At 48.1% G+C, this 15,708-nt stretch carries 15 protein-coding genes and 1 pseudogene; 4 read left to right on the plus strand and 12 right to left on the minus strand.

The annotated features are described in order from the left end of the window. Positions 1–336 precede the first annotated feature (336 nt). Positions 337–894, minus strand: a complete 558-nt coding sequence (gene yyaC, locus ABN764_RS18970) for a spore protease YyaC (protein WP_446672745.1) — start codon at positions 892–894, stop codon at positions 337–339. Positions 895–1,165: 271 nt separating this feature from the next. On the opposite strand from yyaC, the gene ABN764_RS18975 reads away from it, so the two are divergent. Further along, positions 1,166–1,390 carry a DUF1128 family protein gene (locus ABN764_RS18975; protein ID WP_021255294.1) on the plus strand — a complete coding sequence of 75 codons (225 nt, stop codon included), beginning with the start codon at positions 1,166–1,168 and terminating at the stop codon, positions 1,388–1,390. A 93-nt stretch (positions 1,391–1,483) separates the two neighbouring features. Here ABN764_RS18975 and ABN764_RS18980 read toward each other — a convergent pair whose 3' ends face one another. Together ABN764_RS18980 and ABN764_RS18985 are read right to left on the minus strand one after the other, a co-directional pair. Continuing rightward, positions 1,484–2,188, minus strand: a complete 705-nt coding sequence (locus tag ABN764_RS18980; RefSeq protein ID WP_446672746.1) for a copper homeostasis protein CutC — start codon at positions 2,186–2,188, stop codon at positions 1,484–1,486. A gap of 49 nt (positions 2,189–2,237) precedes the next feature. After that, the gene (locus ABN764_RS18985) at positions 2,238–3,245 is read right to left on the minus strand and encodes an asparaginase (protein ID WP_446672747.1); all 1,008 of its coding nucleotides are present in this window, start codon (positions 3,243–3,245) and stop codon (positions 2,238–2,240) included. A gap of 155 nt (positions 3,246–3,400) precedes the next feature. Between ABN764_RS18985 and ABN764_RS18990 the strand changes: the two genes are divergently transcribed. Then, positions 3,401–4,090, plus strand: a complete 690-nt coding sequence (locus ABN764_RS18990) for a phosphatase PAP2 family protein (protein ID WP_446672948.1) — start codon at positions 3,401–3,403, stop codon at positions 4,088–4,090. A gap of 91 nt (positions 4,091–4,181) precedes the next feature. Further along, positions 4,182–4,565 (plus strand): YtxH domain-containing protein, encoded by a 384-nt coding sequence (locus ABN764_RS18995; RefSeq protein ID WP_021255298.1) that lies wholly within the window; start codon positions 4,182–4,184, stop codon positions 4,563–4,565. 96 nt (positions 4,566–4,661) lie between these two features. Here ABN764_RS18995 and ABN764_RS19000 read toward each other — a convergent pair whose 3' ends face one another. The 8 genes and pseudogenes from ABN764_RS19000 to ABN764_RS19035 all read right to left on the minus strand — a co-directional run bounded on the left by ABN764_RS19000 (position 4,662) and on the right by ABN764_RS19035 (position 13,797). Beyond that, a complete protein-coding gene (locus ABN764_RS19000) occupies positions 4,662–5,432 on the minus strand; it encodes a sigma-70 family RNA polymerase sigma factor (protein WP_028532007.1) in 771 nt (256 codons plus the stop codon). Continuing rightward, entirely contained in the window at positions 5,429–5,887 is a 459-nt protein-coding gene (gene rsbW, locus ABN764_RS19005; RefSeq protein WP_021255300.1) for an anti-sigma B factor RsbW, read from the minus strand. Before rsbW ends, ABN764_RS19000 begins: the two co-directional genes overlap by 4 nt. Before the next feature lie 33 nt (positions 5,888–5,920). Continuing rightward, positions 5,921–6,241, minus strand: coding sequence for an STAS domain-containing protein (locus ABN764_RS19010; protein ID WP_021255301.1), 321 nt, complete (start codon positions 6,239–6,241; stop codon positions 5,921–5,923). A 117-nt stretch (positions 6,242–6,358) separates the two neighbouring features. Next, a pseudogene (locus tag ABN764_RS19015) lies at positions 6,359–7,549 on the minus strand (response regulator); the annotation flags it as partial. Positions 7,550–7,560: 11 nt separating this feature from the next. Then, positions 7,561–8,427 carry a CheR family methyltransferase gene (locus ABN764_RS19020; protein ID WP_021255303.1) on the minus strand — a complete coding sequence of 289 codons (867 nt, stop codon included), beginning with the start codon at positions 8,425–8,427 and terminating at the stop codon, positions 7,561–7,563. Between the two features lie 48 nt (positions 8,428–8,475). Then, positions 8,476–11,862, minus strand: coding sequence for a response regulator (locus ABN764_RS19025; RefSeq protein WP_446672748.1), 3,387 nt, complete (start codon positions 11,860–11,862; stop codon positions 8,476–8,478). Between the two features lie 20 nt (positions 11,863–11,882). Continuing rightward, on the minus strand, positions 11,883–13,025 hold the full coding sequence (locus tag ABN764_RS19030) for a SpoIIE family protein phosphatase (protein ID WP_021255305.1): 1,143 nt from the start codon (positions 13,023–13,025) through the stop codon (positions 11,883–11,885). 175 nt (positions 13,026–13,200) lie between these two features. Further along, the gene (locus ABN764_RS19035) at positions 13,201–13,797 is read right to left on the minus strand and encodes a DUF948 domain-containing protein (RefSeq protein WP_446672749.1); all 597 of its coding nucleotides are present in this window, start codon (positions 13,795–13,797) and stop codon (positions 13,201–13,203) included. 223 nt (positions 13,798–14,020) lie between these two features. On the opposite strand from ABN764_RS19035, the gene ABN764_RS19040 reads away from it, so the two are divergent. Then, on the plus strand, positions 14,021–14,182 hold the full coding sequence (locus ABN764_RS19040; protein ID WP_021261596.1) for a DUF1328 domain-containing protein: 162 nt from the start codon (positions 14,021–14,023) through the stop codon (positions 14,180–14,182). 103 nt (positions 14,183–14,285) lie between these two features. Here the strand turns inward: ABN764_RS19040 and ABN764_RS19045 are convergent, their stop codons facing one another. Further along, entirely contained in the window at positions 14,286–15,692 is a 1,407-nt protein-coding gene (locus tag ABN764_RS19045; protein ID WP_268625102.1) for an L-cystine transporter, read from the minus strand. Positions 15,693–15,708: the final 16 nt, after the last annotated feature.

The following is a 15,708-nucleotide window of genomic DNA, read 5'->3' on the forward strand; positions in this document are numbered from 1 at the left end:
AAAAACATCCATACATATATAGTATATTACACTACCCATAAATGCCTGAATCAGCAGCCAACTCCAAGCATTGCCCGCACCAGTAATCTGCGATCTCGAATAGAGGGGGGGTGAACAATATGCAAGGGTTCGAACTTTTCTTTGCCACGAGTGCATTTATTCTCGGGTTAGTTCAGCTCATCATCAAGCTGACGGACCGGGAAAGTAAAAAATGATCCGTTCCCCCAGAACGGATCGGTACAGCTTAACACGCACATCTGTATGAACCCGAATGATGGAGGCGGAGGGCGATCCGGCTCCATCTTTTTTTGGCCCACGACATCATTTGTATGGAGGTTATTCGGTATTTATGCTTGGCTGCGGAAGAAATGATTCGATGATAGCATCCGCTATTTCGTCCGCCATCTTCATGACGTGATGCAAGGAAGTCGTCTGCAATGTCCAATACGGCTTCGGGCCATTCACATTCACGACACAAGCAATGCTGTATTGACCCACTTCCGGCATAGCTAAGCCGACCGATTCTGCTGGCTGTAAGGAGGAGTGGCTGACCAGGTATTGTCCTACGGAGCCTGGATGTCCGAGGCAAGCATCGATTGCAACCGTCACAACATGATCCCGCAGCGCAGATAACCGGGATTGCAAATTCGTGGCATCACATGGCTCTTCCATCGTCCCTACCACCTGCAATCCATGCTGCGCAAGTCGGGTGCCAACCAAGGGTCCAAGCGCATCTCCTGTGGATCGGTCGGTACCGATGCAGACGAACATAACGTCCTGACCTTGATGCTTGTCTGCGACTTGCCGCAGCCAATCTTGGAGACGATCTATCGTGCAGCGCGTTCTCTGGCCGCTCTGTTCGTATACCTTATTCATACTGCCGTTGACTTGCATGGGCGGAGAGCTCCTTCTGTTCTTTGTACTTCTTGATCAATCCTACTTCATAATTCATTCTACTGCATGATTCAATCTGCTTCATGATTCACATTCTACTGTACAATTCCATTGATGCCAAGCAAGGCACAATAAGGAAGGAAGCATAAGAAATGCCTTGGAGACGAACATTGAATTACGCGAGGATATCGTTTTGTTTCCACTGCTTTCGTGATACAATACGGACATGTTGAATAGGACGTTATCGCAATAGCGTCTAAGGAGGAGAACCATGGTTTCCAATGAAAGAACGCAAGCCAATGTAGAAATGATGATTGATGTGATCAAGGATAAATTGAAGATGGCTACGGCAGCAGCGATGCAGTCCTCTGCGTTCTCCGTAGAGCAATATGACGACATCAAGGATATTTACGATATCATTATGAGCAAGCCTGCTTTCAGCATCAGTGAAGTAGAGGCGATTGTCTCTGAGCTCGGCAAATTACGCCGTTCCTAACACTTTGTCGTATCGCATCACCAGTTGCAACCAAACGAAAAATAGCTCCTAGCGGACAGTGCATAAGCAAAGCGGCTCGGGAGCTATTTTTATTTATACCATAATTGTATTGAGCGACGACCGCAAAGCCCGCAGACGTTCAGGGTCAATTGGAGCTAGGGCTTGACCGCCCATGCGTACATTCGATCCAAAATGAACCTGCTTCACTCCTGCTTCCCTTGTGAAATCAACCACCGTCTCCGCGGTCAGTCCACTGCCAGCCAAAATCCCCAGATTCGAGCCAGCAGCCTGCCGCACCATGGACTGGATACACGCAAGGCCTTGCAGAGCGCTTGGCTGACCGCCCGATGTCAGTACAGTAGTCACCTGTGGGTAAGCAAGCAGAACATCCAAGGCTTGTAGCAGGTCGGCAGACTTATCGATCGCGCGATGGAAGGTCAGCGGCAAATCGCCGGCCGCCTCCAACACTCTCTCAAGCAGATCAACGTCTACCTTCCCTTCCAGTGTAAGCGCGCCAAAAACAATAGCATTCGCTCCAGTTTCACGTAACAAGCGAGTATCGCGCACAATTGTTGCTCGATCGTCCGCATCATACACGAATGAACGGCTATGCGGCCGTACCATCACATTAACCGGAATACTTACGGAAGCTATAGCCTCTTCAACGAGCCCGAGACTAGGGGTTAGTCCCCCTTCTGAAAATGCAGTAATCAGTTCAATGCGATCTGCTCCATGCAGCGCCGCTTCCTTCACCTCTTGCACTGTCGTACCGATAACCTCTAAGAGTATGGGATTCATTAGCTCACCTCTTCTATGATGTCATACTACGAATTGCGCATCATACCGCTCACTTCAATGGCTGAAGCTGAAATACCGTCTTCTGTTCACCGACCACACGGCCGTTGTCGTTCCGAATTGTGCCTGGGAACACGCGACGAATACGCTCAATTGTCGACTTCTCCTCATAACAAATCTGTTCGAGAATCGATGCAACAATATGCGCCCATTCCTCATCTGAACCATCCGCTACCTTGAAGGCGAAGCCAAGACCTTCACGACGAAGTCCGAAGGCAAATATCCCTTTGAAGCCGCCCTTGGCTATGATGTTCTTATCTTCCATCAACAGCGAGTCAACCCGATTCGTACCGCCAACTAATAATGGATGCTCCTGCATTGCATTGCGAATGCGCTCTGCAGCCTGGCGAGTCGGTTCATCCTTAATAAGCTCTGGGCAGGCGATCTTCACATACGCCGTTGCGAGTCCTTGAAGCGGAAGTGCATACACCGGGAAACCACAGCCATCTGTACCTGCATGCATCTGTTCTGGATCAACACCTGCCATCTCGCCGATTGTACGTGTAATCTCTTGCTGTGCAGGATGTTCAGGTTCCGTATAAGTCGCCAGATCCCAGCCCATCATATGGCTCCATGCAAGGACGCCGAAATGCTTGCCAGCACAATTATGATACGCTCTCCGGCGTTCTCCTCCATCGCGCAAATACTGCTCTTTCACTTCTTCGTTCAATGGAAAAGAGGGCGAGCAAATCAAATGATTCTCTTCAAGTCCCGCACATTGCATAATGTGTTCCATCGTATCAATATGAATGGATTCTCCTCGATGAGATGCTGTCATCAACGCTAAATCTCGAGTTTGCAGCCCATAATGCTCAAGTGTCCCACTGCGAACAACAGGGATCGCCTGCAGTGGCTTGCCTGCCGAACGCAGGAACATCGGTGAATGTATATCTCCAAGCGCATATTGAGGCTGCAGATGGCGATCGACACCACAGATTGCACCGCGATGCTCGCATTCCAGCCAGCCGTTACGTGTTTCCTCCACTAGACGTTCATTCATGTTCGTCTTCCTTTCATTTCTTCCAGTTGCAACAAAGCATGGAAATATGTTATTGATATTACATATTTACCTTTTGTCCATAATTCGTGCTTTAAGAGGCATCAGCGGACATCTTGTAATGTAAACATACACCTAAAGGAGAAGTGTTGACAACTGTGAAACAACAATATCGGGGCGTTACGCCAGAAGAAAAACGCAAGTTCGCACTAAATCTTCTGGGGGGAGCTGCCGCGACACTTATCTTGGCTATCGTTTTCTTTTTTATCACTAGAAGTGTTCTTCTGAATCAAACGACTGACTTCGATCGCTACGTAACGGATACGGTACGCCAAGCAGCCTCCCCTACCTTAACAACTGTCGTCACATGGATCACCCATATCGGATCTAGCCGTGTCGTTGTACCGTTGGCTGGCATACTTATTGTACTCCTTGCCTTCGTGTACAAGCGCAGATGGGACGCCATAAGCCTTCTGACTGTCTCGCTGGGAGGCGCCTTGGTCAATGAAGGCCTGAAGATCTGCTTCCAGCGGGCAAGACCAGACTGGGAACACTGGGTCGTTGAACATGGCTACAGCTTTCCAAGCGGTCACTCCATGGTTAGTACTGCCTTCTTCGGCATGATTGGATATTTAATATGGGTTCACTTAAAAGAACAGGGCAAGCCTGCCGGATATGTGCTTGTGATTACGGTATTACTTATTGTATGCATCGGGCTTAGCCGCATTTATTTGGGTGTTCATTACGTAACCGATGTGCTGGGCGGATACACGGCGGGTGCAATCTGGCTTCTGTTTACCATTTTGGCGATGCAGTGGCTGAGAGACCGCAAGAGAAGCGCTCGATAGGTACAGATAATGGATGCCTCTGTTTCAAACCTCCTAAAATTGTGTAATCCTCTAGTAAGACATTCGACTACACACAAAAGGAGAGGTTAGTATGAGTCAAAACACAGAATGCAATAACGCAAAAATGGATTGCAACACATTTGTAAAGGGACTTCTCATCGGGGGCGCGATAGGAGCGGCGGCAGCTCTGCTGCTTGCGCCGAAATCCGGACGCGAGCTGCGCTCAGATATAAGCGATAAGGCACAGCAAGTAGGCGGCAAAACAAAAGAAATGGCGACAGATCTTGGATCCCGCACAGCCGAAACCGTAAAAACGGTTGGATCAAAAGCGGGTGCAGTCGTTAGCAGCGTGAAAGAAGCGTCCAAGGAGTTCGCTGCAACCGTAAAGGAAGCAACAGCCAACACTGCAAATCAGTTGAAGGAAGCATCGGCAGACGTAGCAGAGGAAATTGCGGACGAGTTGAAGAAGGAATAGTGAACGGTATCTAATCTTTATGAGAATTGCATCTATGCTAGCATAGCAGACACAAAATGAAGATGCTGTCTATACAGACAAGCATCTTCATTTTTTCTACGAAGAATTATTCGATGTCAATATATTCTTAAGTTTCTCCGTTGCACGCCGCTGGATGCGCGATACGCTCATTTGGGAAATGCCGAGACGATCCGCAGCCGAGCGCTGTGATAATCCTTCATTAAATATAAGTGCCAATACATTTTGTTCTTCCGGCTTGAGTTCCTTCATAGCCTCCATCAGATCCATCTTGCGTTCAACCGATTCATAATCGTCGGCTTCAGAGCGAATCAGCTCTCCCAATGTCGCAGCACTCTCATCCTGCGATAATGGGGTATCTAAGGAAACGTAATGATAGCACTCTCGACCGGCTAGAACTTCGACAGTTTCTTCAACGGACAATTCCAACTTTTCCGCAATCTCATTTACATTAGGCGACCGCTCAAGCTTCATTGTCAGCTCATCAATGGTCTGCTGTACGAGCGCACCTTTTTCCTTAATCCTGCGTGGAACTTGTATATACCATGACTTGTCCCGCAAGAAGTTCTTCATATGCCCAATCATACTTTTCATCGCATAAGCTTCGAACGGAACACCTAACGAACTATCGAATTGCTTCAATAAGCGAATCAATGCCATATTGCCGACCTGCATCAAATCTTCATACAAGTCCGGACGGTTGCGTGAAATCTTGCCAGCGGCCATCTTGACCATGGGATCGTATCTCTGAATGAGGATCGTTGCAATCTCATTATCATTTGTAGCTTGATATTCATGTATGAGCCGTGTTGCTTCCTCGGATGAATGTTGTTGGGGGACAGCACTCATAGAAGTTCCCCGCTTCGCTGCAGGCGCTTCTTCATCTTCACAACGGTGCCGTGACCATCGACGCTCATCACTTCAACCTCATCCATCAACGCCTGCATTAAATAAAATCCAAGACCACCGGCCTGAATATCTTCAAGCTGCTTGTCATGCAAGCCTTCCATCCCACTGGTCTTGCTTGCTGCATCAAAGCTCGCTCCCTCATCCTGTACGATGATCCCAATCTCATCCTCAGCAACCTCAAACAGTACTTCAACGACTCCACCCTGCGAATCATACGCATATAGCACTGCATTATTGCAAGCTTCCGAAATCGCTACCTTCATATCTTCTATATCCTCATAGGAGAATCCGATACGGCTTGCGATGCCATACAAAGTCAACCGTGCCAACTCCACATATTCGGCTTGTGCTGGCAATGATAACTTAACGAGCTTCCATTCTCTTGCGTGTTCCATAATTCTGATTCAGTCCCTTTCATCGTTCATTTGTTAGGCTTGTGGGGTCAGAAATTTCGAAATACCTGTCATATCAAATAGTTTTTGGACATGTGTCGGTACATTTACAATACGGAAAGCTGACTTCTGCTCATGACGCATCTTCAATATCGAGATCAAGATTCCAATCCCTGTGCTATCAATATACGTCAGCTCTTTCAGATCTAAGGTAAGCTCTGTGTTCGCATCGTTCACAATCGGTTCCATCGTGGAACGAAACTCTTTCGCTGCTGCCAAATCCAAATCTCCACAAGTCTGGACAATTACTTGTCCCTCTTGCTGTACCGTCTTAACTGCAAACTTTTTTCCGTTCATCATGTTCCTCTCCTATACATAGGTAAACTTGTTAAATGTACTTTATTGGTAAATAACCTTCTTCATCTAAATCGAAACAATGGGAAAAGAATGCGACAGCTACTCGCCACATTCCTTCAACCATACGTCAAATGTAAATAGGGCCCCTTCTGGTACCGGTATGGCACGAATATCCCCGTCCATCAATTGGACAAGCGACTTGCAAATGGCAAGCCCCAATCCACTTCCGCCATACTTGCGGTTCATAGAAGAGTCAAGCTGTGCGAATGGCTGGAACAGCCCTTCCATCTTATCGACTGGAATACCGATTCCTGTATCCCGTACATCGAACCGAACATGGAACTTATTGCCTTCCCCCGTGCGCTTCGTTTCGATAATGGACACATAAATGCTGACATTCCCACGATTCGTAAATTTGACTGCATTTCCTACGAGATTAATAAGGATCTGCCTGACGCGCAGCATATCTCCATACAATAACGATGGCACATCCTCATCCATTGAATACGACAAGGTCAGATCCCGCTTATTCGCCTCGACCATGAACAGCTCATAAACCTCTGTAATGAGCGAGTTCGTATCGAACGGAAATTCCTCTAATTCCAACTTGCCTGATTCCATCTTGGTGAAATCTAGAATATTATTAATCGTCCTGATCAGTGTATCGGCGCTCTTGCGGATCAACTCCGCATAGTTCGATTGCTCACTTGTCAGCTCAGTGTCGAGCAGCAGATCAACCATTCCGAGCACCCCGTTCATCGGCGTTCGAATCTCATGGCTCATCATTGCTAAAAACTGTGTTCTAGCAAGTGCCGCGCGTTCCGCTGCTTCCTTTGCAGCTGCCAGCTCACTGTTCATCCGCTCAAGTTCCTTCGTCTTCTGATGGAGAAGCATCTTCTGCGCCTGCAGCCGCTTCTGTGCCAGGAATATACCAACGAAGCTATGAATCTTCGACTTCAAAATATGAGGGACGAATGGCTTGACCATATAGTCAACCCCACCCGCTGAGTATCCAGCAAATAAATGCTCGGTTTCCTTATAGTTCGCGGATACGAATATTATCGGAATATTCTTCGTCTTCTCGCGAGCCTTAATCCATTTGGCCGTCTCGATCCCATCCATGCCTGGCATTTGAACATCCAGCACAATAACGGCGAATTCCTCTTTCATCAAGTGGCGCAAAGCTTCCTCGCCTGAAGTAGCCTTGACCAAGCGATAGCTTTCCTCGGACAACACGGCCTCGAGTGCAAGTAAATTCTCGCGCCTATCGTCAACGAGCAAAATATTGATTGGTTCCAAGGTGTTCACAATTGTGCCTCCTACCGTATTTTACGATAAATCTTCTCGTTACGATCGATCTCCTCGTATTGAGATTCTCTCCCTGTAAAATGCAAGGATTCCTTGCCTCCGACAATAAGCACACCTAGTGGCGCCAAGCTCTCATAGAAAAGATCATGAACCCGGTTGCGCAGCGGCTCATTAAAATAAATCATTACATTGCGGCATAGGATGACGTTAAATTCATTAAAGGATCGATCTGTTGCTAGGTTATGCTCTGCAAAAATTACATTTTTACGCAAGTAAGGATGAATGACAACGCCCTCTCCAGAAGCCGTATAATATTCGGAGAAAGAGCTTGTCCCGCCCGCCTCCAAATAATTTTTGGTGTATGTGCGCATTTTGTCCATCGGGCATACGCCTTCTTTGGCTTTCTGCAGCGATAGCGGATTCATATCGGTTGCATACAGCCTGGTCTTCTCATACAGCCCTTCCTCATGAAGCAGTATCGCCATGGAGTATACTTCCTCTCCTGTCGAACAACCCGCATGCCATATCCGAATATACGGATACGTACGCAGCATAGGGACGACCTGTTGACGAAATGCCAAGAACATGGAGGGATCCCGGAACATTTCGGTAACGGGGATCGATAGGCTGCGGACAAAACGCTGCAAGCATTCCCGATTATAGAGTACTCGGCCCTGCAGCTCCGAAATCGTGTCTACCTTTTCCTCATGCACTTGATGCCAAATGCGCCGTTTGAGCGAAGGATACGCATAGTCCCGGAAATCATAACCATAAACTCGATAAACCCCTTCTAACAGCAATTCAATCTCAATGCGTTCTCGGTCCGAATCCTGGGGCCTTCTTCTCTCATCATGTAAACCGAGCCCGTTTCCGTTCATATCTTATCCTTGCTCCTTCATTCATCATGTCAACATATTGCTTACCTGTTATTTATATAACCATACTCGCATCAATGAAAGCAGCTGTTCCGTCTGAAATGGCTTGCTGACATAGTCTGACGCTCCTGCCTCAATGCACTTATTGCGATCTTCTTTCATCGCCTTCGCCGTCAGTGCTATGATCGGCAGCTTCTCGAATCGAGGCTGTTCGCGAATGCGGCGCATCGCTTCATAGCCATCCATCTCCGGCATCATCATATCCATGAGAACGAGGTCGAAATTCTCTTCCCCATCCAATGCTTCAAGTGCTTCGCGTCCATTTTCAGCATACACGATATTCATATCGTACTGCTCTAGCACGCTTGATAGCGCAAATACATTGCGCACATCATCATCGACGAGCAGTACCCGCTTGCCTGACAGCAGCATATCACTTGGTCCCTGGTTTTCTTTTTCATCGCTTAGCTGAACTTCCTCCGAACGCTTCAAGAGAATCATCGTTTCTTGCAGCAGACGTTCAGGAGACTTCACATCCTTAATAATGATGCTCTGTGCGCGCTTTTTCAGTTCCGTCTCTTCCTTCGCATCCAGCAGTTTGCCAGTGTATACAATGATCGGGATACGACGGATTCGGGAGTGGTGACTAATTTCATCCATTAATTCAAATCCTGTCATATCAGGAAGCAGCAAATCCAGAACCATACCGTCGAACTTCTCTTCCCCGAGTACCTTGAGTGCTTCCGTCCCGGTAGAGACCGCGGTAACGGCTACGTCCGCTCCTTCAATTAAGGCAATTAGAGACTGTCGTTGCGGACCATCATCTTCAACGATCAGCAGCTTCTTCTCTCCAAATGGCCACTTATGTCCGTCCACTTCTTCAGAAACAGCGACTTCCTTGAGCAACGCTTCTTCCCAAGCAGTAAGAGGCATACCCTCATGGTTCGCAGATACCTGCGGCATATGAGGCTTGACGAGCTTGCTGCGTTCCTCTGATGTATGCCCCTCTTCGCCCTCTACGGTTAGTGCCGCTTGGGCTTCTGCGATCGCCTTTTCATACAAAGCAACGGTGGAGTTAACTGGAATTGATGAAGGCTCTACCGCCTTCATCGGAAGGAAGAAGGTAAACGTACTGCCTTCCTTCTCTCGACTAACCAGCTGCAGCTTGCCGCCAAGCAGTCTTGCCAACTCTCGGCTGATGGACAGACCGAGCCCTGCGCCGCCGTAATTTCGGCTAGTTGTACCATCCAACTGCTGGAACGCTTCGAAGATCAAATCTTGTTTATCTTTCGGAATGCCGATCCCGGTATCTACAACATGTATCGCCAAATAAGGCTCATCCGCTTCCTGAAGCGGGGAAGGCAATTGCTCCGGCTTCGCCTTCGCAATGTGAAGGGTTACTGAGCCCTTCGTTGTGAATTTAAATGCATTGCCAATCAAATTGCGTACAACCTGCTTCACTCGATGCCCATCAGTTACTAGGGAGCTTGGCAGATCTGGATCTATCTCTACCTTGAACTCAAGCCCTTTCTGCTCTGCAATTGTCTCAAAGCTATCACTCATAAAGGAGGCCAATTCGCTCAAATAGACAGTTTCAAAATTCAACTGCATCTTGCCTGCGTCGATCTTGGACAAATCCAAGATTTCATCAATCATTTTAAGCAGATCCGAACCGGACATGTTAATCGTACGCGCATACTCGACCTGCTTCTGTCCCAAGTTCCCTTCCTTATTCTCCGCCAGCAATTGGGACAGCACCAGTAAGCTGTTAAGCGGAGTACGCAGTTCATGAGACATATTAGCGAGGAACTCAGACTTGTACTTCGAAGCCAAGGCCAACTGCAATGTCTGGCGTTCTAATATCGTTCGCGCCCCTTCGAGCTCTTCGTTCTTCTCTTGGGTTGCCAGCATCTGTTCTTCCAGCGCACGTGTCTTCGCGATCAGTTCCGTATTGTAGTGTTCCAGTTCTTCCTGTTGACGCTGGAGCATCTCCTCAGAACGCTTCAATGCTTCTGTGTGCGATTCCAGATGCTCGTTCGAGCGCTTCAATTCTTCCTGTTGTGTCATCAGTTCCTCAGACTGGCATTGCAGTTCTTCGGTAAGCGCCTGTGACTCACGCAGCAATTCCTCTACACGCAAGCGTCCAGAGATCGTATGCACGATGACCCCGAGCTTCTGTGCGAGCTTTTCGAGCAGTCGATGCTGTACAGGTGACATCTTCGTCAATGATGCCATCTCTAACACCGCAATCACTCTGCGTTCGAACATAATCGGGAATAAGATAAGCTCAATCGGTTGAGATTGACATACGCCCGATTCAATTCGAATGGAGCAATCCTTCATGTCGCTTATAATGATTGGCTTCTCATCTACGACACATTGACCGAGCAGGCCTTTCCCAACAACCATTGTTCGCTCAGCCTTCAAATCGTCAGTAGCTGCATAAGTACCGAACAGTTCGAATACATCTGGTTGATCCGTCTCATTCCGAATATACAGGGCGCCATATTGTCCACCAAGTGTCGGCACGAACTCGCTAATGAACATCTGCCCAACCTGATTCAATGTAGCGGCTCCATTCAGAAGCTCTGTAACACGTGCTGCATTTCCATCGATCCATGCCTGCTCTTCTTGAGCCTTCCGATACAATTCCTCATTCTTCTTGCGTGCTTCCAAGTCTTCTGCCATCCGCTTGAACACTTGAATGACTTCACCAATCTCATCATTCGTATGCGGCTCAAGCTTACGTACAATACGAAGCCTTCCACGGGCAAGACTGCGCATCATGATGGACATCGTATTCAAATTCCGTGTCACACTCGGGATGACCCACAACATAATCGCGCAGGAAACGACAAGCCCCAGCACCATTATACCGGCCGTCAAAGTAATCGACTGCTCGTAATGCTTCTTCGCTTCCAGCACCTGATTGTCGATCGACATCTCATGATGATTGGCCAAATCGGCCACACTGTTTTTCAAGTTGCGTTGATATTCCAATCCCTCTTTATTTCGCAATGCGTTGGCTTCTTCATATTTATTATTGGTGGTGAGCTCTACTGACTTGTTGACGAATTCGTCGTACTTGTCCCAATCGCGTATCGCCAGCTCGATGAGCTTCTTCTCTTGCGCCGTTGAATATTGTGCCGTCAACTCCCTGAACGATTTAACAATATCATCACGGTAAACCTTCCCTTTTTGCAACAGTTCTTCGCCGTTAACATTCGGGTTTAGCATATCGGTCACCAGCACGCTGGCGATATTGTCCATGTCGTCCCGAATCAAAAAGGCAAGTTCCACTTTGCGGAAGCTGTCCGTATAAATCTGATCCAGATCCTGCTGCAAGCTGCTCATGCGATCATAAGACACCCAGCCAAGTCCGGATATGATAAGCATGAACAGAACGAAGCCAGCGATTAATTTCGTGCGTAACTTCACTGTCTGCTCCTCCTTCTAAATCAATGAACATCCACCCAAATCAGACACTTGTCATCCTCACTGTCCTCATCAGAACCAGGTGCAAACAGCTCGTCCCATGAACTGCTCTGCAGCGTCTTCTCGTGTCGAAGAATATTGGCAATGCGCTCCATAGCCTCTTCCACGCTGTTGCCCGCCGTTTCCATTAACCCATCCGTATACATTGCAATTCGAGCACGTGAGTCGCATTGTACTTCTTTGGTCTCTACTTCAAGCTCTGGGAACATGCCTACTGGATATCCGGTAGATTCCAATGTTATGAGCTCACCATCCTCCATCATGACAACGCCAGGAGGGTGTCCTGCGTTTGCATACTGGATGCATCCCTTGTTCGTATCAACAACCACATATAATGCCGTCATATAATAGAGCATTAAATTCCCGTTCATATGAAGCTGATGGAATTTCGTATTCAATCGCTTAAGCACAAGATCCGGCTGTTCGATCTGCATAACGGCGTCCCGTAGAACGGAAGCAATGAACATACACAGCAGCGCAGAGGATACGCCGTGCCCCATAACATCGATTATGATAATTCCATATCTGCCTTGGCCCAGCGGGAACCAAGCATACAGATCTCCCGCCAGCTCCTCAGAAGGCTGATATAGTGCGTTGATCGTAATATGTTCATCTTGATAAGGCTCTGTCAACACAGAGCTCTGCACCTTCGCGGCCAAGCTTAATTCATCGCGAATATGGCGATCACGTTCCTTATGCCAATCCTTCTCCCGCTTCAAGCGCAGCGCTAGCCGGATTCGAGCCAGCAGCTCCACCCTGTTAATCGGCTTCGTGACGTAATCAACCGCACCCGCATCCAATGCCTCTGCGAGCATATTGGAATCCCCAATCGCCGTTACGATAATAATCGGAATGTCCCGAAGCTCAGAGTATTGTTGGATCGTGCTGCAAGCTTCCAGTCCATCAATCTCCGGCATCATCATATCCAATAAAATAAGATCAATATCCGGTACATACATAGGCCCAAGAGGCCCATCCATCCCAAGAACTTGATACATCTCATGGGCTGACGAAGCAGTCTGCACTCCGTCATAGCCAGCTTTACGAAGGATTTCCCGAATGAGCATGACATTCGTCGGATTGTCATCAACGACGAGAACGTTCATCATACTCTCCTCCCCTCATCGATTATGATATAGTTCGTGCCTTTTCGACATAGCCCCCCATAATTCCCAACTACCACTATACCGGAAAAGGCCAAAGAAGATCATCTCTTTTTGTTACTTGCCTGTGAAAAAAAACGAGAGCCGGTTAACCAAACTGTTAACCGGCTCTCCCTCACTATGCGCGCTGTCTCCACAATTGCCACAGCTTCGTCCCAATATCAACCCATTCCTTCCAATCCTGCTGTTGGCTAGCTGTGGAATGGGAATGGCCTTGTCCCTGCGGTGATTGTTCACGCTCTTGCTTATGCTCGGCTTCACCCAGTGGCTCCTGTGTTATCACAGCAGTGTCCGCCTGCAGCGGTGCTGGTACAGGCGCAGACGCTGCTGTCTGATGCTCCTTAGACACTCGTCTATCAGGGGTGGGCTTACGTTCAAATCGCCCTGCGGCTCGACGTACCCCCTTAACCAGTCCTACTGATACCTGCTTCGCAGCGATTGAGATCTCGTTCAAGGCTTCACCGGCATGTTGAACAGAGTCCATCACTGGCTCCATTTTCTTTAATTGCTCAGACAGCTCTAGAGAGAGTTCATTCGCATTTTTGGCGACACCTTGCAAGTCGCCACTCAATAAATTCACGGTCTGCTGTACTTGCTCAAGGGTATCGGCAGCCCGCTCCAGAGAGCGCTTGGCTGACAGCAGTGTTTGAATCAGATAGAACACCAGCACCGCAAACGCTGCTGCTGCAAGTAATGCACTAATTTCCAATAACATAGATGAATACCGCCTTTCTCCGCATTCCCAAGCATAACACAATTTTCCGTATACCAATTATGAATAAATACCCTGAAAGCAGAACTGTGAAACAAAAATACCCAATTGTTTAGCTGTCCTCCAGCTGTGGTAATCATCATGCAAGCCACGACAATCGAGCAGCATAGACAAGCTGCTCGGCCCAATCCTATCTTCGTAAAATTATAACAAGGAGGAACTGCTTATGCTTACATGGTCAGCAATATTTTTAGTAATCGCTGTAATTGCAGGAGTGTTTGGTTTTTTTGGGATCGTCGCAGCAGCAGCATCCATCGCCAAAGTACTGTTCTTTATCTTCCTCGTTCTGTTCATCATCTCCCTTGTTACGGGAAGACGAGTGTCATAATCGCCATATCGCTCTATGCAACACACAAGAATAACAAAAAAGGCTCGTCCGTATGACGAGCCTTTAGCCTTTTGTAATGCTTAACCGTTCATATCATATTCAACTAAGATTCTTCCCCGGAAGGTGAACGGATCTCACCACGGAGAAATGCTTCCTTGTCCCACTGTCTTAGCCAACGAGAGGATAATACGCCCGCCAGCATGGATCCATTTACATTTAGCGCGGTGCGCCCCATATCAATTAGGGGCTCTACAGAAATTAACAGTCCCGCCAAGCCAACCGGCAAATTCATCGAGGACAGCACGATTAGTGCGGCAAATGTAGCTCCTCCTCCAACACCCGCAACACCGAAGGAACTGATCGCAACAACTGCTATGAGCTGCAGAATAAACCATGGATCGAGCGGATTCGTTCCCACAGTAGGTGCAATCATAACGGCCAGCATGGCAGGGTATATGCCGGCACATCCATTCTGTCCCATTGAAGCGCCGAACGACGCACTAAAATTCGCAAAACTCTCCGGTACTCCAAGTTTATCCCGCTGTGTCTCCACATTGATCGGAATAGAACCTGCACTTGTACGTGACGTAAAGGCAAATACCAAGGCAGGAGTTGCGAGCTTCACGTATCGTGCAGGCGATATCCCCGATAACCCAAGAAGCAGCAGGTGAATGATAAACATGACAATCAGTGCAACGTAAGAAGCAATTACGAATCGGCCTAACTTCCATATCTCCGCTGGTGCTGTCGTAGACACAACGCGAATCATCAACGCAAGAACACCATACGGCGTTAATCGAAGCACCAATGTCACCATCCGCATAACAACCGCGTGTAGCGAATCAATGATAGAGGTGAACGTGCGCCCATGCTCCGGCTTCTTCCTAGCCACACCTAATGCTGCAATTCCAACAAAGGCAGAGAAAATAACAACTGCAATGGTAGAAGTTCTTCTCCCCTCTGTCATATCGAGAAATGGATTCGTAGGTATGAACTCCAGTACCTGCTGCGGGATCGTCATATCACGCACTTCTCCGACCTGTTCACTCAAATGCTGCCCACGTTCTGTCTCTTGTTGTCCCGCCTCCATATTCACAGCGGACAAATTGAAGGCCAGCGCAGATGCGATGCCGACAGCAGCTGCAACGGCAGTCGTCGCGATCAGGATGCTTATAATCACTGCACTCATCCTGCCAACACCCGTTCTCGTCGTCACATGCAAGATCGCGGAAATGATAGATACGATAATCAGCGGAATGACGACCATATGCAGCAGACGTACATAGCCACCACCAACGATATACACCCAATCGTTGAGCACACGTACAATATCATGCCCAGCTCCATATAGCTGCTGGAGAATCGCTCCATATACAATCCCTAAGCCGAGCCCAGCAAATACCCGCTTCGTAAAGGACACATGCCTCTTCTGCATGACATACAGCATATAGAGGAGTCCAAGCACAACAACAGCATGAACGATCAACCACCAACCGTTGCTCACGGTCATTTCACTCCTTGGTCGC

Origin of the sequence: Paenibacillus wuxiensis, assembly GCF_040195695.1 — a bacterium.
Classification (GTDB): Bacteria; Bacillota; Bacilli; order Paenibacillales; family Paenibacillaceae; genus Paenibacillus_B; species Paenibacillus_B suaedae.